The organism is Candidatus Caldatribacterium saccharofermentans (genome assembly GCF_050267035.1).
GTDB classification, from domain to species: domain Bacteria; phylum Atribacterota; class Atribacteria; order Atribacterales; family Caldatribacteriaceae; genus Caldatribacterium; species Caldatribacterium saccharofermentans.
The window spans coordinates 1369202-1387672 of sequence record NZ_CP187957.1; the positions used below are offsets into that span (position 1 = coordinate 1369202).

Below are 18471 nucleotides of genomic sequence, written 5' to 3' on the forward strand. Positions count from 1 at the left end.
CCTGGTCCTGTCTTCTCCCAGGGGTATCGGCACCTCTTTCGGAAACTTTAGGGGGAGAGAAGAATTTTTCTACCGCCACCCGTACCACAGAAGTCCGAGGAGTCCTCCACAAAGGAGCAACGGGATCTCCTCGATTTTCCCAAAAAAGAGCAGTGCTCCTCCGGTGATGCTCAAGAGCAACCCGAACCAGTCGTGGATGCCATCCTGAATGACCGAGAGCGCAACCCGGAAAAGGAGGGCAAGGAGTGCCGGGCGCAGACCCCGGAGGAACCCTGCAACGTACGGGTTTTCCCGAAAGCGGGAGAGGAAGGTCACCACAAGAAGGGTGAGGAATACCGATGGGAGGCAAAAGGCTCCGGTGGCGACGAAAGCCCCAAGCATCCCCCCGACCTTGAACCCGGTGAACGTGGCGGCGTTGATGGCGATGGGTCCTGGGGTGAGCTGGGATAGGGCAAGGAGCTCAAGGAACTCAGGTTTTGAGAGCCAGTGGTACGTGTCGACGATTTCCCGCTCGATGAGAGGCAGGGCGGCGAGCCCCCCGCCAAAAGAGAAAAAGCCCACCCGCAGGAAGGCAAGAAAAAGGGAGAGGTACGTCATCGCCGCAAGAAAAGCCCCAGCCCTCCTCCAAGGAGGACGACGAAAAGCGGGTGGATGCCGGTGAAAAGCAAAAGCCCCAAGAGCACGGCAGCGAGGATGAAATCCACAGAATCCTCAGCCGCTTTTCTGCCAATCTGCCACACGGCAAGCACAATGAGGGAGACAACGACAGCCAGTGCCCCCCGGAAGAACGCCTGGACAAGAGGAAGTTCCCGGAAGCGGAGGAAGAAAAAGGCCAGGACAACGATGGAGAAGAAAGACGGCAGGGCGGTGGCTAGAACGAACGCAAGCTGCATGGTGATCCCACCAATCATGAGTCCCACCAAAGACGCAGTGTTCACAGCTACAGCCCCGGGGAGGCTCTGGGCGAGGGAGAGGGCCTCAAGGAAAGCATCTTCGCTCAGAACCTTCTGCTTTTCCACAAGTTCCCGCCGGATAAGGGGAATCATGGCGTATCCCCCTCCCCAGGTGAAGGCGCCGATTTTCAGGAACGTCAGAAAGAGCAAAAGAACATGCCGGTGCCGTTCAGACATCGCCGTCGAAAGTAGTGGTGAGGTGTTCTGCTTTTTCCTCCACCATTTTGCGCAGGGACTCCTTATATGCTCGCACCCGCTCCCGGACCTCAGGGTACTTGATTCCCAGGATTTCGGCGGCGAGAATCCCCGCGTTCCGGGCCCCGTTGATAGCGACAGTAGCCACCGGAACCCCGGGGGGCATCTGGACGATGGAAAGGAGCGAGTCAAGCCCCTGGAGGGCCGAGCTTTTCACCGGGACCCCGATGACTGGAAGGGGTGTGATTGATGCCACCATACCGGGGAGGTGAGCTGCCCCTCCTGCTCCGGCGATGATGACCTCAATGCCCCGGCTTTCTGCTTCCTGGGCATACCGGAACATGCGTTCGGGAGTCCGGTGGGCAGAGACGATGGTGATCTCATAGCTTACCCCGAATTCCTCAAGGATTCTGGCTGCCTCCTCCATAACCGGAAGGTCCGAGTCGCTCCCCATGATGATGCCGACCTTTGGTGCCTTCATGGTCCTTCCTCTCCCCCCTGACTTTCAGAATGTTTTTCACCCTGAGGGCTTTTTCGAGAGCCTCTTTTAGAGTTTCCCCAAGGACAGTCACATGGCCCATTTTCCTGAACGGCCGGGTTTCTCGCTTTCCGTAAAAGTGGAAGAACACCCCCTCAATGGCCAGCGCCTCGTCAAGGCCCTCCACAAGGGGTGTACCGCTTTCCCCCTCTTCCCCAAGGAGGTTCACCATGACTGCAGGAGAAAGGAGCCTTGTTGAGCCCAGGGGCAGTCCAAGAATTGCCCGGAGGTGCTCCTCAAACTGGGACGTCGCACAGGCCTCAATGGTGAAGTGGCCTGAGTTGTGCGGCCGCGGGGCAATTTCGTTCACGAGGAGTTCCCCGCTTTTCGTGAAGAACATTTCAATGGCGAATATCCCCACTCCTCCAAGGAGTTCCACGCACTTTCGCCCGAGTTCCTTTGCCCGCTCGGCCACCTCCTCAGGGATTCGGGCCGGAGCAAGGACGAGGTCACAGATATGAGCCCGTTCCTCGAAAATCATCTCTACCACGGGGTACGTGCGGATTTCTCCTGTGGTGCTTCGGGCTACAAGCACGGCAAGTTCTCTATCAACGGGCACGTACTCCTCAAGGTATGACGGACCCTGCAGGCGCCTTGGAAGGTCCTCCTCCCCCCGGAGGATAGCCACGCCTCTTCCGTCGTACCCACCCTTTCGGGCTTTCTGCACCAGAGGAAATCCAAAGGACCGGAAGGCCTCGGGGGTGTCTTCTTCAAGGGGAGCAAAGCGGGGAACAGGAATACCTCCCCGCTTGAGCACTTCCCGCTGGCGGAACTTGTCCTGGATGATTTCAAGAAGCTCAGGAGCAGGACGAATTTTATCTTTCTCCGGACAGGCCTTGAGGAAGGTGGTGTTCACATGCTCAATGTCGTATGTCGCCACATCACTTATGGCAAGGAGCTTACGAAGGCCCTCCTCGTCGTAAAAACCTGCAGTGATTTCCTGATCAGCAATCTGTCCGGCAGGGGAAGAAGGGGTGGGGTCGAGAACGGCAACGAAAAACCCCATCTTCTTCGCTTCCTGCGCCATCATTTTCCCGAGTTGCCCACCACCGATGATGCCAATCCTGAAAAAGGGGAAGCGCCGCACCTGCATGGTTCTCACCAGAGCCAGCGTTTTCCTCCATTGTACCATGGAAATGGGGGAGGGTTTTCTGGAAGTTTTGGCAAAATATTTCATCTCCTCACGGTGGGGGTGAGCAGATGTCCTGGGACATGGTGAAAGACCCGGTAATGCAGATCCTGGAGCGAGGTCTGGATTACTCCATGATTCGCCAGAGAATTCTCGCACAGAACGTCGCCAATGTTGAGACGCCTCACTACAAAAGGAAAGATGTGGACTTCCAGAGCGTTTTCCAGGACGTGCTCCAGAGAGGAGAAACCCTGCCGCTTTCTGTGACCCACAGGGCCCATTTCCAGGACCAGGCAGAACATTCGCAGGAGGCGAGGGTTCTCGAGGAGGAGTACGTCGTTCGCCAGGACCGCTCCGGGGTGGATGTGGAGAAAGAGATGGTGACCGTGGTGGAGAACGCCCTGTACTATCAGGCGCTTGCCCGTATGGTGTCCGATAAACTCGGCCTTTTGCGAACTGTTATCCGGGAGGTGCGGTAAATGAAGATTTTCCGCTCTTTCGACATCAGTGCTTCGGCCCTTACGGCTGAGCGGCTCCGCCTGAGCGTCATTGCTACAAACATCGCCAATGCCGAGACCACCCGCACGCCTCAGGGGGGGCCGTACCGGAGAAAAGAGGTCGTCTTCACTCCCCGGGCGGATGGAGGGGTGGAGGTTGCGGCCATTCAGGAGGATACCAGAACCCCTCTCCGGCTTCTGTACGATCCTGGACATCCCGATGCCAATGAAGACGGCTTTGTGGCGTACCCCAATGTCCTTGTGGTGAACGAAATGGTGGACCTTCTTGCTGCAACCAGAGCCTATGAGGCTAATGTTGCGGCGCTTAACGCCGCAAAGAGCATGTTGACGAGCACCCTGAATATCGGGAAGTAAGGGGGTGGAATGGTGGAAGTTTCCCGGATTCCGTCGCAGCCTGTTTCCCCGTCTCCAGGAAAGGGGGCACCGAGGACCTCGAATGGTGCGGATTTTACCGAAAAGCTCTGGAAAGCCCTTGAAGAGGTGAACAACCTCCAGAAAGAGGCCGATCAGGCCATCCTCGACGTGGCCCTGGGGAAGGAAGAAAATCTCCACCGGGCCGTCATTGCCCTGGAGCGGGCCAACCTCGCCCTGGGTCTTGCGGTTCAGGTGCGGAACAAGGTCATCGAAGCGTACCAGGAAATTATGCGAATGCAGGTGTAAGCGATGCGGAGTCCCCTTGCGGATTTCACCGAACAGGTGAAGAATGTCTGGGGAGGTATGACCCAGCCACAGCGGGTGCTCTTTCTTCTTGTGAGCACCGCCCTTTTCGCTGGCCTCATCACGCTTTTCCTCTATTCGGGAAAACCAGATTACGCACCGCTTTTTCGGAGTACTGACCCGCAGGAGACCGGTCGGGTGGTTGATGCTCTTGCAGAACTCGGGATTCCCCATCGTCTCTCAAGTGGCGGAACGGTGGTGGAGGTTCCCCAGGATCGGCTCCATGAAGCAAGAATGAAGCTTGCCCAGAAAGGTTTTCCTACCCGGGGAACGGGTTTTGAAGTCTTCGACAGGAATACGTTTGGGTTGACGAGTTTCCTCCAGCGGGTGAACTACCAGCGGGCCCTGCAGGGGGAACTCGAGCGGACCATCATGCAGCTTGCCGAGGTTGAGGCGGCCCGGGTACACGTGGTGCTCCCGGAGGAGCGGCTCTTTGCCGAGGACAGAAAGGAGCCCACGGCCTCAGTGGTTCTGAGGCTCCGTCCTGGGGCAACCCTCAGAGAAGAACAGATTGAGGCCATTGCCCATCTTGTGGCTAACAGCGTCGAGGGTCTTGATCCCCAGCGCGTGGCCATTGTTGATGACCGGGGAAATATCCTGGCAACTGGTACGAAGGAAGGGACGACTCTCCTTGGCCTTGCCAATCTCACGGCTGCACAGATCGAAGTGAAGCGCGAGGTTGAGGAAGTGCTCACCCGGAGAATCCAGACGATGCTCGAGAGCGTTCTGGGTCGAGAACAGGCCGTGGTTCGGGTGAGCGCCGATGTGAATTTCGAGCGCCGGGAAGGGGAGAAGGAGGTCTTCGAGCCAGTCCTTGAAGGAGAGGGTATTGTCCGGAGTACCAAGGAGACTGAGGAACGGTACGAAGGCACTGCCACACCTCCTGGAGGTGCTGCGGGAGTGGCCTCCAATATCCCCGTGTACGGGGAACGGGAGGAACGAGGTACCCAGAGCACCTATAACCGTCGGGAATCAACGGTGAACTACGAGGTGAACCGGATTCTGGAGCGTTTCAGTTCTTCTCCAGGAAGGATTGAACGGCTTTCGGTGGCCGTGCTTGTGGACAGCACCCTCCCTCCTGAGGCCGTGGAGAAGGTGAGGTCGGTCGTTCAGGCAGCGGCAGGGATTGACTTCTCCCGGGGGGATACCCTCATCGTGGAAGCCCTCCCCTTCAACCGGGCGATGTGGGAGGAGGAGCGACGGGCCCTGGCGGCGCAGAAATTTGCTGACCTCCTTGAGCTCCTTTTGAAGTACGGCGTTGTGGCATTCCTGGCACTGCTTTTCTACATCCTGGGCCGGCGGATTCTTGTTGCCGCCACCACCCCTCCCCAGGAAGTGGTAGCAGAGTTCTATGAAGCTGAGGAAGCCCCTGAAGAGGAGGTCACAGAGCTCCCTTCAGTTCGTCCACCGGAGCTCACTCCCGAAGAACGCATGCGTCTTGAGCTGCAGCGGCAGATGGAGGAGGAAATCCAGAAGCTCGTTCAGACCAGCCCAGCCAATGTTGCCAAGCTCATCCGGAACTGGCTGAGTGAGGAGTGAGGGGTATGGCCATCGTCCCAAGGAAACACCTCACAGGAAGACAGAAGGCGGCAATTCTCCTTGTGAGTCTTGGGCCAGACCTTGCGGCCCAGGTGCTCAAGCACTTAAGCGACGAGGAGATTGAGGATCTGACCCTTGAAATTGCTACGCTTGAAAAGGTCCCTCCAGAAGTTCGGGACGAAGTCGTCAACGAGTTCTACCACATGGCCCTTGCCCAGAACTACATTGCCCAGGGAGGGATCGAATACGCCCGACAGCTCCTGGAAAAGGCCCTGGGACCGCACCGGGCCCAGGAAATCATCTCCCGTCTCTCGGCAACTCTCGAGGTCACACCCTTTGAATCGTTGCGGCGGGCCGATCCCCTGCAGCTTCTCAACTTCATCCAGGGAGAACACCCCCAGACCATTGCCCTCATTCTCTCGTACCTCAAGCCCGAGCAGGCGGCGACGATTCTTGCCAATCTCCCAGAGAGCGTGCGGGGGGAGGTGGCCATGCGCATCGCCCTTATGGACCGCACAAGCCCTGAGGTGGTCCGGGAGATTGAGGCGGTTCTTGAGCGGAAGATTTCCACCTTCCTCGTTCAGGACTTCACCCGGGTGGGTGGGAAGAAGAAGCTCATCGAAATCCTCAACAAAAGCGACCGGGGAACGGAAAAGAGCATCCTTGAAGCCCTGGAAGAGAGAGACCCCACCCTTGCTGAGGAAATCAAATCCGAAATGTTCGTCTTTGAGGACATCGTGCTCCTCGATGACCGGGCTGTGCAGCTTGTTCTGCGGCAGGTCGACACCAAAGACCTGGCCCTGGCCCTCAAGGGAGCTTCCCAGGAGGTCCAGGAGAAAATTTTCCGGAATATGTCCCAGCGGGCGGCCCAGATGCTCAAGGAAGACATGGAGTACATGGGCCCAGTGCGTGCGCGTCTGGTGAACGAGGCGCAGCAGAAAATTGTGAACATCATCAGACGCCTCGAAGAGGCTGGAGAAATCGTCATTGCCCGCGGAGGGGAGGACGAAATCATTGTCTAAGGTGTACAAGCACGTGGAGCTTCTTCGTTCTTCTTTCCCTGTGGGGCCAAAGGACGAGCCTTCTGACTGCACTGGAGAGGAGCGACCTCTCCCCTCCCTTGAGGAGCTTGCAGAGCTCAGGGAAATGGTCCTCAGGGAGGCTCAGAGGGAAGCCCAGCGCATCCTCGAGCAGGCCAGAAGCGAAGAAGAAGCCATCCGTCGAAGGGCGGAGGAAGAGGGACGGCGGAAGGGGGAGAACGAGGCCCGGGAGGCGCTGCGCAGGTCCTGGGAGGAACGGGTGGGTATTCTCGAGGGATGGATAAAGGAACTCCGAAAAGCGCGAGAACTCAACTGGCAGGCGCTGAAAGAACCCCTCCTGAACCTCGTCTTTGCCCTGGCAGAGAAAGTGATTGGTCGGGAGGCGGAACGGGCACCCTTTGTGGAGGAGACCATCGTGCGGGCCCTCCTTCGTCTGTCCCAGAGAGAACGAGTGGTGATCCGGGTGAACCCCGAGGAGTACCTCCTTGTGCGGGACCTCAAGGATGACCTCTTCCGTAGGATCGAGGGGCTGGAGTTCGTGGAAGTGAAGGAGGACCCCAGGATACGGCGGGGTGGGTGCATCGTGGAAACACAGTTTGGGAACGTTGATGCCCGGCTGGAGACCCAGATTGCCGTGCTTCGGGAGGAAGTAACACGTATCCTCGAGGAGGGAGACCATGTTTGACCTTGCGAGGGTTCTTGAGCGCCTCCGGGACATTGAGACACTCCGGGTGAACGGCAGGGTAGTGCAGTCGGTGGGGATTGTGATTGAGGCTCAGGGACCGTCCTGCAGTCTCGGAGAGGTCTGCGCCATTCGCTCCCGGGAAGGTGGGAGAGAAGTCCTCGCAGAAGTCGTGGGGTTCCGGGGGGAACGGACGCTCCTCATGCCCCTGGGAGAGCGTAACGGCATAGAGCTTGGGAGCGAAGTTGTGGCCCTGGGGAAGAAGGGACGGGTCAAGGTGGGTGCGGGGCTTCTGGGAAGAGTCCTTAATGCTCTGGGAGAACCCATCGATGGCAAGGGGCCCCTCGAGGTGGAGGACGAATACCCCTTAGAGTGCGATCCCCCAAACCCCCTTTCCCGGCGACGCATCCGGGAGATTCTCCCCCTGGGAATCCGGGCAATTGACGCTGTCCTCACCTGTGGGAAAGGGCAGCGAATTGGGATTTTTGCAGGAAGCGGTGTGGGTAAAAGCACGCTTCTTGGGATGATTGCCCGCCGGGCCCAGAGCGAGGTGAACGTCATTGCCCTTGTGGGGGAACGAGGACGGGAAGTCAAGGAGTTCATCGAACGGGACCTCAAGGAAGAAGGGCTGAAGAGAAGCTGCATCGTGGTGGCGACCTCCGACCAGGCCCCCCTCCTGCGTATTAAAGCGGCGTTCTGTGCCACTGCAATTGCCGAGTACTTCCGGGATCAGGGCAAGGACGTCCTCTTCATGATGGACTCCGTGACACGCCTGGCTATGGCCCAGCGGGAACTGGGCCTTGCGGTGGGGGAACCTCCCACAACCCGGGGGTACACCCCGTCGGTTTTCACCATGCTCCCCCGTCTCATGGAACGGACGGGGAATTTCGCCCAGGGCACCATCACGGCACTGTACACGGTGCTCGTTGAAGGAGACGATATGAACGATCCCATTGCTGACACTGTGCGGTCCATTCTCGATGGCCACATCGTCTTGTCTCGGAAACTCTCGTTTTCAGGCCACTATCCGGCCATTGACGTCCTCCAGAGCGTGAGCCGTCTCATGCCCGATATCACCACTCCAAGACACCAGGCCATGGCCCAGAGACTCCGGGAGGTGCTCTCAGTGTACCAGGATGCAGAAGACCTCATTAACATCGGGGCCTACGAGCGGGGGTCCAACCCCCGGATTGACTACGCCCTCTCTGTGATCGACCGGGTTCGGGAGTTCCTCCGCCAGGGGATTGATGAACCTGCGCCCTTTGAGGAGACTCTCAGGCGGCTTGAAGAACTCTTCGGGGAGGTTGTTGAATGAAGGGGTATCACTTCCGGCTCCAGAAAGTGCTCGACACCTGTCGGCTGAAGGAGGAGCTCATCGAGGTCAAACTTGCTGAGCTCGAGCGGCTCGCCGAGTCCCAGCGGGCTCACCTCTCCGCCATGGAGGAAGAAGAGCGGGCACTCCTTTCAGAGCGGCGGGCAAAGCGCGAGCAAGAAGGGGCTGTGGCCATTGAAGAGGAAATCTTCTACGAACGGTGCCTTGAGAACCTCCGGCTAAAGGTGGAGCGGCTGCGGATGTACCTCCGTTCCCTCGAGGAACAGATTCGCCAGACCCGGGAGGAACTCGTCGCCGCCGCCATGGAGCGGAAGGTTCTGGAGAAACTCCGGGAAAAGGACTACGAGCGTTTCACTGTAGAGGTTGAGCGGAACAACCAGAAGGCCCTTGATGAGATTGCCGTGCAGCGGTATGCCCGGAGGGAGGACCAGTGTTCGGGAATGTAGCGCGGGTGCTTTCCCGCATTCAGGAGATTGAACGACGGTTCGGTGTCCGTAGTCTAGGACAAGCAGAAACCCGTGCTACGGGTTCTTCTTCCTCGCCCTCCTTTGAAGAGGTCATCGCCGAATGTGCGGAAAAGTACGGGGTGAGTCCGGCACTTGTTCGCAAGCTCATTCAGGTGGAGTCGGGTGGGAACCCCAGGGCAATTTCACCCAAGGGGGCCATGGGGCTCATGCAGCTTATGCCTGAAACGTGTCGGGATCTTGGGGTTGTGAATCCTTTTGATGTTCGGGAAAACATCGAGGGAGGGGTACGGTACCTCCGGGGACTCCTCGACCGCTTTGGGAACCTGGAGCTCGCCCTTGCGGCGTACAATGCCGGTCCCGGGAGGGTGCGAGAGTACGGAGGGGTTCCCCCCTTTAAGGAGACTCAGGAGTTCATCCGGAAAGTCCTGGAGGGGTGAGGGTGGAGAAAAAAGGGAAAAAGGCGCCCCGAATAGCCCGGGAGAAAGTCGCCGCTGGAAGTGTCGGCTCAACAAAGACCCCAAAGAAAAAGGGGAACGCAGGGGAGACGGTGCTTTTGCTTTTCGTCTTTGGCGTGACCTTTCTTGTCTTTCTCCAGTTCACCGGGATGGTAGACCTCCCATTTTTGCGGTTTCTACCCTTTGGTAAAGGCAAAGTCGAGGCCCAGCGGGAGACTTCCTCCGAGATGGCACTGCCCTCTGGGACGCCAGAAGTCCTGTATCCGGGGCCAACCCTTGAGAGTACGCCTCCTGCAGAGGACAAGAGGGAGGGCGAAGAGATTCAGGAAGGAACGGATGTTCAGGAATCTCCGGTGGCGGTGGTGGTGAGTCCACTGCCGGAGGCGATGGAAGGGACGGCAGGGGTTCCTAGAGTCACCCCCGAGGTTCCCTCTCCCTCTCCGTCCCCTTCAGGGAACCTCTCCCGGGTGGCCCGGATTTACAGTGCCATGGAGCCGAAGGATGCGGCGAAAATCTTGGAGCAATGGAGCGATGAGGAGGTGGTGCAGGTTCTTTCCGCCATGAAAGAGCGAGATGCGGCCCGGATTCTCAACGCCATGAGTGTGGAGAAAGCTGCGTCGGTTTTGAAGAAAATGCGTGAGGGGAGGTGACAGGGTGAGCGGTTTTTGCTGTATTCCCAGTATCCCGGTCCTTGAGGGATCCGTACCGGGCGAAAGCTCAGTCAAAAAGGCCACACCGGCGGGCGCAGGGGACTTTAGCGCATTCCTCGATACGTACTTGAGTAGTACCGGTCTTTTCGCCGTACCATCCCCGTTCCCTGTGGTGAAGTCCTGTAGCGCTTCGTGCGGGAACACAGAGAGCGCAGAGAATGCGCCCCTTCCGTGTCCTCTGAGCACCCAGAGTAACGTATCCCTGAGTTGCCCGGGTGTGACTTCCCTGGGGGTAGAAGGAGTCCAGGATTCCCTGCAGGAGTTTTCCACGCTCCTTTCCGATGCCCTGGAGATGGTGGAGAACTTCACCGTGACACTTCGCCTTGGGGAAGGCAATGTGACCGTGAGTGGTGCCCGGGATGCAAACGGGGTGTTCTCGTTCTCCATCGAGGGGGAAAAGGAAGCCCTTGTGGAGTTCTTCACCATGCTCTTTGAGAACCTCAGGACGTGGATTGCGGAGAACTCAGAGGAAAAGCCTCAGTGTGCCAGGCTCCAGTGCGGATGGTCTTTGCCAGAAAACGGACAGAACGAAGCTGCGGTATCCTCCGTGGAGGTGACGGATGTTCCCGTTCAGGAAAGTATGGATGAGCCAGAAGCTGTGCTGGAGAACGCTTCCTCTCCGGTCACCGGGGATGAGCCCCCAACCCAGGATGTCCCTCTTCCTTTGACCACTGAGGGTGAACTCCCAATCCAGGACACTGCTCCTTCTTTGGCCGCCGAAGGCGAGTCTCTGGTGCAGGATGGCTCTTCTGAAGGTGAAGACGAAGCCTTCGTGGAAGCACCTGAAGCTTCTTCCCGGAAGCACCCCGGGCTCTCTCAGCAGGGAGACTCTGCGACTTCCCCGGAGACAGCCACGTCTTTCAGGGGAAAGGCTGCCACCCCGGTCCTTGGGGTGAGGAAAGACACGGCGAAAGACAGCACCACCTCTTCTGAGGAAGGCATGACGCCTTCTTTCGTCCCGGCAAGGAATGCGGAGCACGCGATATCTCAGGACGTCAGGGTTTCGGTGGCCTCTCCCAAAGACTTTGCCAAGGTCTTTGAAGAAGTGCTGAAGGTGGCCTCGGAAACCAGAGGTCAGAAGGAAGTGGTGCTCCGTCTTGAGCCGGAACACCTTGGGACTATCGTCGTCCGCCTTGAGGAGCAGGAAGGGCAGATTCGCTGCTTCTGGGAAGTGTCAAGCCCTGAAACCCGGGAACTCCTCCTAAAATACCTGCCAGTCCTTGAGGCGCATTTCGACGCTTTGGGGATGCCTTTTGCGAATTTCTTTGGAGATGGTCAGAACACGTACGCTTTTTCGAACTTCCAGTGGACCAGGGCTCTGGAGAGGGACGGAGATGACGAGGTACCTTTTGAGGATCCAGAAGTTTCTCAAGTGAATTTCCTGGTATAGGGGTGAGGGCGATGGCACCGCTTTCTGGAATCCAGGGTGTACCTTCGGGAAACGTCACGGAAACCACGGCATCAAAAAGCCGGACAACCCTTGACAAGTACGCTTTTCTGAAACTCCTTGTGTACCAGCTCCGGTACCAGAACCCCCTGGAGCCCCTGGGAGATCAGGAACTTGCTCTGCAGCTTGCCCAGTTCTCAACAGTTGAGGGTATTCAGAACCTGAACAAAAGCATGGTTGCTCTTCTCCTCGTCCAGGCAGGGAACCTGGTGGGGAAAACGGTAACCCTGAAGGATGGAACGAGTGGAGTTGTCTCAGGGGTGGTGCTTCGGGATGAAACAGTGTACGTGCTTTTGGGGGATTCGCCGTACCCGATGACAGACCTCGTGGGGGTTGAGGGTGCATGATCGAGCGGGTACGAGGCATTGCCGAAGGTTCTCGGAGTTCTCCCCCACAGAAGGGCAGCGCCTTTCCTTTTGAGCGCATCCTTGACCAGGAAATCACCTTTTCGGTGCACGCAAGGCGAAGACTCGAGGAACGGGCAATCCCGCTCTCTCAGGAAGTCAGAGAGAAACTCGAGGAAGGTCTCCGGACCCTTGAGGCAAAAGGTGGCAGAACGTCTCTCATCGTTATCGACGGTGTTGCCTTTGTGGTGAACGTTCCGGAGCGCACCGTTATCACCTGTGTGGAGAACGAAAATCGGGTCTTTACCCATATCGATTCTGCACTTTTCATGAATACGGCAGGCCGGTCCGCGGAGTCGGGGGCCTGCGGAAGGGGGGTTCGAAAGCCATGATGCGGTCGTTGTTTTCCGGGGTCTCCGGTCTCAAGAACCACCAGACCCGGATGGACGTTATCGGCAACAACATCGCCAACGTCAACACGGTGGCCTTCAAGGCCAGCCGGGTGACGTTTGAGGATATCCTGAGCCAGACCATTGAGGGTGCCCGGAGCCCCCAGGCTGGGGGAGCCGGAGGGGTGAACCCCAAGCAGGTGGGCCTTGGGGTGCGCATTGGCAGCATCGACACCCTCTTCACCCAGGGAGGGTTACAGACGACCGATAACCCCACGGACTTTGCCATCCAGGGGGATGGGTTCTTCGTGGTGAGCGACGGGCGCCAGGTGTACTACACCCGGGATGGCGCCTTCAAGCTCTCTGCCGATGGTTCGCTCGTGAACGCAAGCGGCCTGAGGGTTCAGGGATGGCTGGCTGATGCCAATGGAGTCATCGATACCACAAAAGCCCTCCAGGATATCTTTATCCCTGTGGGGGCCCAGATGAAGCCAAAGGCCACGGAAAACATCGCTTTTGAAGGGAATCTCAACGCCAATGCTCAGGAAAACGATACCTGGGTGACCAGTGCCCAGGTGTACGATTCTCTGGGGAATGTCCACACCCTCACCGTCACCTTCACAAAGACGGCGAATGCCAATGAGTGGACCTGGGAGGCCACTCTTGATGGGGGAGGAGCAGGAGGATCCGGGACCATTACCTTTGGGCCTGACGGCCTTGTGGCTTCAGGAGGCACAGGAACGGCGACGTTCGCCATTCCCGGGGCTAACGCGCTCAACCTTGCCATTGATTTTTCGGCGCTCACCCAGTTTGGTGGGAACCCCTCAGCGTACATCAGCTTCCAGGATGGGTACGAAGCAGGGTCTTTGGATATGGTGACCACAGACTCCAACGGGGTCATCACCGGGATTTTTACAAACGGCCAGTCCAAACCCCTAGCCCAGATTGCCCTGGCCACGTTCCCCAACCCCGGGGGACTGCTCAAGCAAGGTGGTAACCTCTACCAGATTTCCAACAACTCCGGGCTTCCGAGCATCGGTCCGGCGAACTCCGGCGGCCGGGGGAGCATCGCCGTGGGAGCTCTGGAGATGTCCAACGTTGATTTGGCCCAGGAGTTCACCAATATGATCGTCACTCAGCGAGGGTTCCAGGCCAATTCCCGGGTCATCACTACATCCGATGAAATGCTCCAGGACCTCATCAACATCAAGCGGTAAGGTGAGGGGGAGGTTTCCTCCCCCCTTCTGGGGGTGAGAGGGAGTGATTGCGCTCACGAGGCTCAATGGCTCGGTGTTCGTGCTCAACGCAGACCTTATCGAGACCATTGAAGCCACGCCGGATACGGTCATTTCCCTGGTGACGGGGAAAAAGTACGTGGTGCGGGAAAAAGTCGAGGAGGTGATCGACCGGATCGTGGAATTCCGGAGGAAAACGGGAGTGGGGAAGATTCTCATCGGAACCCTGGAGAAAGGAACGGAGGAGTAAGCCATGGACATAGCGACGCTGGCCGGACTCGGTATCGGAATTGTTCTCGTTTTCTGGGGCATGCTGAGCTCTGCCGGAGGGAACATGCAGATTTACATCAACATCCCCTCTATCCTCATCACTGGTGGGGGAACGCTGGCCGCCACCATGATCAGCTTTCGCCTCAACCAGGTGATGAAGGCCATGAAGCTCTTCCAGATTGCCATGCAGGAGAAACTCCCCGATCCTTCAGAAATCATCGGGACGCTTGTGGCGCTGGCGGAGAAGGCCCGAAAAGAGGGGCTTCTTGCCCTTGAAGAGGAGGCTGAACGCCTCAACGACCCCTTCTTCAAGAAGGGTATTCAGCTTGTAGTGGACGGTACAGACCCCCAGCTCCTCAAAAGCATCCTTGAAACGGAGCTCCTCTTCATGGAGGAACGCCACAAAACCGGACGGGCAGTGTTTGAAACCATGGCGAGTTTTGCCCCGGCCTTTGGGCTCATCGGAACCCTCATCGGCCTTGTAGCCATGCTCGTTCACCTTGACGACCCCAAGAAGGTTGGGCCGGGGATGGCGGTGGCCCTCCTCACCACCCTCTACGGGGCGCTCATCGCAAACCTTTTCTGCCTTCCGGTGGCGAACAAACTCAAACTCCGCAGTTCCCAGGAGGTGCTCCTCAAGGAGGTCATCATCGAGGGTATCCTCTCCATTCAGGCTGGGGATAACCCGAGGATTGTTGAGGAGAAGCTCAAGTCCTTCTTTGCTCCGGAAGTTCGGGAGCAGTTTGAACGGACCCGGGAGGGTCAGGAGCGGGTCATTCCCCTCCGGCAGACAAGAGAGGCGTGAGGTGAGTTCCAGTGCCGAAGAGACGCGAGGAAGAGGTACCACCTGGTGCACCGCTCTGGTCGCTGACCTATGGGGATTTCATGTCGCTGCTTCTGTGCTTTTTCGTCCTTCTCTTTGCCCTTTCCACCATTGACGTTGCCCGGTTCAAGGAGATTGTGTCCTCCATTCAGGGAGCCTTAGGTGTCCTTGAAGGAGGGCCGCGGGTCTTCCACCCCTCAGAAATTCCCGTTCCTAAACCTCCGAGCCAGCTCAGTCCCTCAGGAGTGGTGCAGCTGAAACTCGTCGGGCTCATGAAGGAAATTGAGCGGAAACTCATCCAGGAAGCGCAACTCTCACCGGAAAAGGTGAGCGTTCGGATTGACGAGCGGGGGCTTGTGGTGACCTTCCTCGATAACGTCTTCTTCGACATCGGTAGAGCGAACCTCCGTCCGGAGATGATTCCAGTTCTCGATGCCCTTGCTGAAGTCCTGAAAAAGATTCCCAATGCTGTCCGCATCGAGGGGCACACCTGTGATCTCCCCATCAATACACCTCAATTCCCCTCAAACTGGGAGCTCTCCGCAGCCCGGGCCATTGCCGTTTTGCGGTACCTTATCGAGAAGCAGGGGATTCCCCCCGAGCGTCTCATTGCGGTAGGATATGGAGAGTACCATCCTCTTGTTCCCAACACGAACGAGGAGAACCGGCGGAAGAACCGGAGGGTTGAGGTGGTTATCCTCCGGGAGGAGTAAGGAGGAAGAACCGATGGCGAAGAGAGCGGAAGAGGTTGCCGGAGAGGAGAAGAAGGAAAAGAAGGGGTTTTCCCTGAAGAGCATCCTGCTTATCCTTGTCCTCGCCATGGTGGGCTTCATGGGGTACAATTTCCTGAAACAGAGTGGATTCCTTGCGCCAAAAGAAGATGCACCCAGAAAGGTTCGGGCAAAGGAGCCCATCATCTACACCTTTGAGGGGAATTTCCTCGTAAACCTTGCGGACAAGGACAACCTCCGTTACCTCAAGGCGGTCATCAGCGTCGCCTTGACCAATCAGAGAGCCGAGGACGAACTCCGGAAAAAGAGTGTGGAGATTCGGGACGCCATCATCATGATTCTCAGTGCCCAGACTTCTGAGGACCTGGCGACTCCCGAAGGAAAGGAACGCCTGAAGCGCCTCATCGCCGAGCGCATCAACGGGATGCTTACTCAGGGGGAAGTGGAGAGCGTGTACTTTCTGGACTTTGTCATGCAGTAGGGAGTGGGAACATGGGGGAAATCCTCTCGCAAGAAGAAATTGACGCCCTGCTTCGAGCACTGAGTTCTGGTGCGGCGGAAGCGGAGAAAATCAAGGAAGAGGCAAAACCCGAGGTCCGTCTCAAGGTTTACGACTTCCGCCGTCCGGAGAAGTTTTCCAAGGACCAGATCCGAACGTTCCACATGATTTTCTCGACTTTTGCTCGCCTCGGAGCGACGAATCTTGCGGGGTTTCTCCGGAGCCGCCTGCAGATTGACCTTGTTTCCGTGGACCAGCTCACCTACGATGAGTTCGTGCGTTCTGTTCCCAGCCCCACTTTCGTCTGCGTTTTCTCCATCCCTCCTCTTGAGGGACGGTGCGTCCTGCAGATGAGCCTTGACGTGGTATTTTCCATGATTGACCGGCTCCTTGGAGGGGTGGGAGCACCTCCTGGGAATCTTCGTCCCCTCACGGAAATCGAGAACCGGATCATGCTTGAAGTTGTGGAGCGGCTCATGAGTGCCCTCAAAGAAGCCTGGGCAAACATCTACCAGATCGACCCGAGGGTGGAGAACCTGGAGTCGAACCTCGAATTCGTGCAGATTGTCTCGGGGAACGACATGGTGGTGCTTTTTTCTTTCGAGGTTGAGGTAGGAGAGCGCAGCGGGGTCATGACGGTCTGTATTCCGTACATCGTCGTGGAACCCATAGCCCAGAAGCTCAGCGCTTCTTTGTGGTTTGCTTCCCGGAAAAGCTACGACGCCAGGGCTCAGGAGAACATCAGACACTGGCTTCAGCGAGTTCGGCTTCCGGTCTGGGTGAAGCTCGGGGAGGCCCGTATCCGGCTTCGGGAGCTCCTTGCGCTTGAGGTGGGGGACGTCCTGCTTCTTGACCGGAGGGTTCATGAACCTCTTGAGGTTTACGTGGGGAAACGGGTGAAAATGCGAGGGCTTCCAGGAAGAAGTGGCCGGCGCCTGGCGGTGAAGGTCACCGAGTACGTGGAGGAGGAAGGGCAATGAGTGAGGAAATCCTGAGTGCTCAGGAACGGGATGTCATTGGGGAACTCGGCAATATCTCCATGGGGTCAGCGGCTACAGCCCTGAGTGGCCTTCTGGGGAAGCGGGTGGAGATCACCGTCCCCGAGGTTGAGGTTGTAGCAAAGGAGAAAGTTCCCGAACTCTTTCCCGAGCGTCATCTCCTCGTTCGGGTGGTGTACCAGGAAGGACTCCGGGGAGAGAACCTCCTCTTTGTGAAAGAGGAGGATGCCAGGGTCATGGTGAACCTCATGATGGGAGGGGATGGGAAGGAGGGGCTTCCGGAAGTTCTCGGGGAGATCGAGCTGAGTGCCATTTCAGAGGCCATGAACCAGATGATGGGTTCAGCCTGTACGGCGATGTCGGATTTTCTGGGAAGGCGAATCAACATCTCCCCTCCCGAGACCATCTGGCAGGACGCTGAAGCCGTAGAACAAGCTTGGCTTGAAGAACAGAAGGAACCCTTTTTCGCGGTGATTCATTTCCGCTTGAACGTTGAGGATGTCATCGACAGCACCATGCTCCAGATTGTCCCCCTGTCCTTTGCCCGGGAAATCGTAGCCGTACTTTTGCCGGAAGAAACGACGACAGAAGAGGTATTCGCCGGAGTAGAGGGTACCCAGGTGCGGGAGGAACCACTGGAAGAAAAGGAAAAGGGCAAGCGCGAGGAAAAGGAGAGAGCAAAGGTGAAGGCCCAGCCGGTGGAGTTCGTGGAATTCAAAAAACGTGGTGAGTCTCAAGAACGGGCAAATCTTGAGCTTCTCTTTGACGTGACGCTGCCGCTTGTGGTGGAGCTTGGGAGGACCAGGCTTTCGGTGCGGGAAATCCTCGACCTTGGCCCTGGGTCCATCATTGAGCTTGATAAACTCGCGGGAGAGCCGGTGGACCTCTACGTGAACGATGTCCTCTTTGCCCGGGGCGAAGTCGTGGTGATTGAGGAGAACTTTGGTATCCGGATTACGGAGATTGTCAGTCCTGAGGAACGGATGCGGAGCATCCGGGAGACACGGATATGAGGAGATTGTTCCCAGAGTTTGCAATGTTCTTCGCCCTCTTTCCCAGAGTGGCTTTTGCCGAGGAGGGACTGCATCTTCCGGAGGTCACCCCTCCTTCGTCCTGGGGGGAAGGGGTGAGTATTGTTCGCTTTTTCCTTGCCTTTCTCGTGGTGGCGGGTATGCTCTGGGGGGTTTCGTATCTCCTTCGCCGGTACTCGGGAGGTAGCCTTCGTTTTTCTGCTTCCCGTTACATGCGCCTCCTTGATGTCCTGCCCCTGCGGGGGAATCTCACCCTGTACCTCCTTGAGGTGGGGAAACGCATCGTGGTGATCGCCCATACAGGCAGTGCAGTACGGGAGGTTCTGGAGCTCGATGCTGAGGATCTCGTGGAACAGCCGAAAGCAGAGAGTTTCTCAGGGTACCTGGAGCGGATTTTCCGCAAATCCTCTCCCCCAAGTTGAGTGGCA

25 protein-coding genes are annotated in these 18471 nt (G+C 57.6%); 21 read left to right on the top strand and 4 right to left on the bottom strand.

Translation table 11 applies throughout. The annotated features are described in order from the left end of the window. Positions 1 to 69: 69 nt before the first annotated feature. From ACPT9Q_RS06890 to ACPT9Q_RS06905, 4 genes are read right to left on the bottom strand one after another with little or no spacing between them, the layout of a single operon-like run. Positions 70 to 597: a chromate transporter gene (locus ACPT9Q_RS06890; RefSeq protein ID WP_427365371.1), complete on the bottom strand. Its 528-nt coding sequence runs from the start codon at positions 595 to 597 to the stop codon at positions 70 to 72. Next, positions 594 to 1130: a chromate transporter gene (locus ACPT9Q_RS06895; protein WP_427365372.1), complete on the bottom strand. Its 537-nt coding sequence runs from the start codon at positions 1128 to 1130 to the stop codon at positions 594 to 596. Before ACPT9Q_RS06895 ends, ACPT9Q_RS06890 begins: the two co-directional genes overlap by 4 nt. Continuing rightward, positions 1123 to 1629 carry a 5-(carboxyamino)imidazole ribonucleotide mutase gene (gene purE / locus ACPT9Q_RS06900; protein ID WP_026137424.1) on the bottom strand — a complete coding sequence of 169 codons (507 nt, stop codon included), beginning with the start codon at positions 1627 to 1629 and terminating at the stop codon, positions 1123 to 1125. The genes ACPT9Q_RS06895 and purE overlap by 8 nt, the downstream gene beginning before the upstream one ends. After that, the gene (locus ACPT9Q_RS06905; RefSeq protein WP_017874277.1) at positions 1550 to 2779 is read right to left on the bottom strand and encodes a 5-(carboxyamino)imidazole ribonucleotide synthase; all 1230 of its coding nucleotides are present in this window, start codon (positions 2777 to 2779) and stop codon (positions 1550 to 1552) included. Before ACPT9Q_RS06905 ends, purE begins: the two co-directional genes overlap by 80 nt. Positions 2780 to 2886: 107 nt before the next feature. Between ACPT9Q_RS06905 and flgB the strand changes: the two genes are divergently transcribed. Genes flgB through ACPT9Q_RS07010 form a run of 21 tightly spaced genes read left to right on the top strand, consistent with a single transcriptional unit; the run spans position 2887 to position 18465 of the window. Then, positions 2887 to 3294: a flagellar basal body rod protein FlgB gene (gene flgB / locus ACPT9Q_RS06910; RefSeq protein ID WP_017874275.1), complete on the top strand. Its 408-nt coding sequence runs from the start codon at positions 2887 to 2889 to the stop codon at positions 3292 to 3294. Next, entirely contained in the window at positions 3295 to 3687 is a 393-nt protein-coding gene (gene flgC, locus ACPT9Q_RS06915; RefSeq protein ID WP_427365373.1) for a flagellar basal body rod protein FlgC, read from the top strand. A 9-nt stretch (positions 3688 to 3696) separates the two neighbouring features. Further along, positions 3697 to 3993 carry a flagellar hook-basal body complex protein FliE gene (gene fliE, locus ACPT9Q_RS06920; protein ID WP_017873954.1) on the top strand — a complete coding sequence of 99 codons (297 nt, stop codon included), beginning with the start codon at positions 3697 to 3699 and terminating at the stop codon, positions 3991 to 3993. A 3-nt stretch (positions 3994 to 3996) separates the two neighbouring features. Next, on the top strand, positions 3997 to 5589 hold the full coding sequence (fliF, locus tag ACPT9Q_RS06925; protein ID WP_017873953.1) for a flagellar basal-body MS-ring/collar protein FliF: 1593 nt from the start codon (positions 3997 to 3999) through the stop codon (positions 5587 to 5589). A gap of 5 nt (positions 5590 to 5594) precedes the next feature. Further along, positions 5595 to 6611 (top strand): flagellar motor switch protein FliG, encoded by a 1017-nt coding sequence (gene fliG, locus ACPT9Q_RS06930; RefSeq protein ID WP_427365374.1) that lies wholly within the window; start codon positions 5595 to 5597, stop codon positions 6609 to 6611. Between the two features lies 1 nt (position 6612). After that, on the top strand, positions 6613 to 7314 hold the full coding sequence (locus ACPT9Q_RS06935) for a FliH/SctL family protein (RefSeq protein WP_427366738.1): 702 nt from the start codon (positions 6613 to 6615) through the stop codon (positions 7312 to 7314). Then, positions 7307 to 8626, top strand: a complete 1320-nt coding sequence (fliI, locus tag ACPT9Q_RS06940) for a flagellar protein export ATPase FliI (protein ID WP_017873950.1) — start codon at positions 7307 to 7309, stop codon at positions 8624 to 8626. The genes ACPT9Q_RS06935 and fliI overlap by 8 nt, the downstream gene beginning before the upstream one ends. Then, entirely contained in the window at positions 8623 to 9090 is a 468-nt protein-coding gene (locus ACPT9Q_RS06945; RefSeq protein WP_427365375.1) for a flagellar export protein FliJ, read from the top strand. The genes fliI and ACPT9Q_RS06945 overlap by 4 nt, the downstream gene beginning before the upstream one ends. Further along, the gene (locus ACPT9Q_RS06950; RefSeq protein WP_427365376.1) at positions 9075 to 9548 is read left to right on the top strand and encodes a lytic transglycosylase domain-containing protein; all 474 of its coding nucleotides are present in this window, start codon (positions 9075 to 9077) and stop codon (positions 9546 to 9548) included. The genes ACPT9Q_RS06945 and ACPT9Q_RS06950 overlap by 16 nt, the downstream gene beginning before the upstream one ends. Positions 9549 to 9550: 2 nt before the next feature. Beyond that, entirely contained in the window at positions 9551 to 10216 is a 666-nt protein-coding gene (locus ACPT9Q_RS06955) for a MotE family protein (protein ID WP_427365377.1), read from the top strand. Positions 10217 to 10220: 4 nt separating this feature from the next. Continuing rightward, entirely contained in the window at positions 10221 to 11666 is a 1446-nt protein-coding gene (locus ACPT9Q_RS06960) for a flagellar hook-length control protein FliK (protein ID WP_427365378.1), read from the top strand. A gap of 11 nt (positions 11667 to 11677) precedes the next feature. Beyond that, a complete protein-coding gene (locus ACPT9Q_RS06965) occupies positions 11678 to 12070 on the top strand; it encodes a flagellar hook assembly protein FlgD (RefSeq protein WP_427365379.1) in 393 nt (130 codons plus the stop codon). Beyond that, on the top strand, positions 12067 to 12459 hold the full coding sequence (locus tag ACPT9Q_RS06970; RefSeq protein ID WP_427365380.1) for a hypothetical protein: 393 nt from the start codon (positions 12067 to 12069) through the stop codon (positions 12457 to 12459). Before ACPT9Q_RS06965 ends, ACPT9Q_RS06970 begins: the two co-directional genes overlap by 4 nt. Continuing rightward, positions 12456 to 13673, top strand: a complete 1218-nt coding sequence (locus tag ACPT9Q_RS06975; RefSeq protein ID WP_427365381.1) for a flagellar hook protein FlgE — start codon at positions 12456 to 12458, stop codon at positions 13671 to 13673. Before ACPT9Q_RS06970 ends, ACPT9Q_RS06975 begins: the two co-directional genes overlap by 4 nt. Before the next feature lie 43 nt (positions 13674 to 13716). Beyond that, positions 13717 to 13941 (top strand): flagellar FlbD family protein, encoded by a 225-nt coding sequence (locus tag ACPT9Q_RS06980; protein ID WP_017873781.1) that lies wholly within the window; start codon positions 13717 to 13719, stop codon positions 13939 to 13941. A 3-nt stretch (positions 13942 to 13944) separates the two neighbouring features. Continuing rightward, the gene (locus ACPT9Q_RS06985; RefSeq protein WP_427365382.1) at positions 13945 to 14766 is read left to right on the top strand and encodes a motility protein A; all 822 of its coding nucleotides are present in this window, start codon (positions 13945 to 13947) and stop codon (positions 14764 to 14766) included. Between the two features lie 11 nt (positions 14767 to 14777). After that, the gene (locus ACPT9Q_RS06990; RefSeq protein ID WP_427365383.1) at positions 14778 to 15497 is read left to right on the top strand and encodes an OmpA/MotB family protein; all 720 of its coding nucleotides are present in this window, start codon (positions 14778 to 14780) and stop codon (positions 15495 to 15497) included. A gap of 13 nt (positions 15498 to 15510) precedes the next feature. Next, on the top strand, positions 15511 to 15996 hold the full coding sequence (locus ACPT9Q_RS06995; RefSeq protein ID WP_427365384.1) for a flagellar basal body-associated FliL family protein: 486 nt from the start codon (positions 15511 to 15513) through the stop codon (positions 15994 to 15996). 11 nt (positions 15997 to 16007) lie between these two features. After that, positions 16008 to 16994, top strand: coding sequence for a flagellar motor switch protein FliM (gene fliM, locus ACPT9Q_RS07000; RefSeq protein WP_427365385.1), 987 nt, complete (start codon positions 16008 to 16010; stop codon positions 16992 to 16994). Further along, the gene (fliY, locus tag ACPT9Q_RS07005; RefSeq protein ID WP_427365386.1) at positions 16991 to 18025 is read left to right on the top strand and encodes a flagellar motor switch phosphatase FliY; all 1035 of its coding nucleotides are present in this window, start codon (positions 16991 to 16993) and stop codon (positions 18023 to 18025) included. The genes fliM and fliY overlap by 4 nt, the downstream gene beginning before the upstream one ends. Beyond that, a complete protein-coding gene (locus ACPT9Q_RS07010) occupies positions 18022 to 18465 on the top strand; it encodes a FliO/MopB family protein (RefSeq protein ID WP_427365387.1) in 444 nt (147 codons plus the stop codon). The genes fliY and ACPT9Q_RS07010 overlap by 4 nt, the downstream gene beginning before the upstream one ends. Positions 18466 to 18471: the final 6 nt, after the last annotated feature.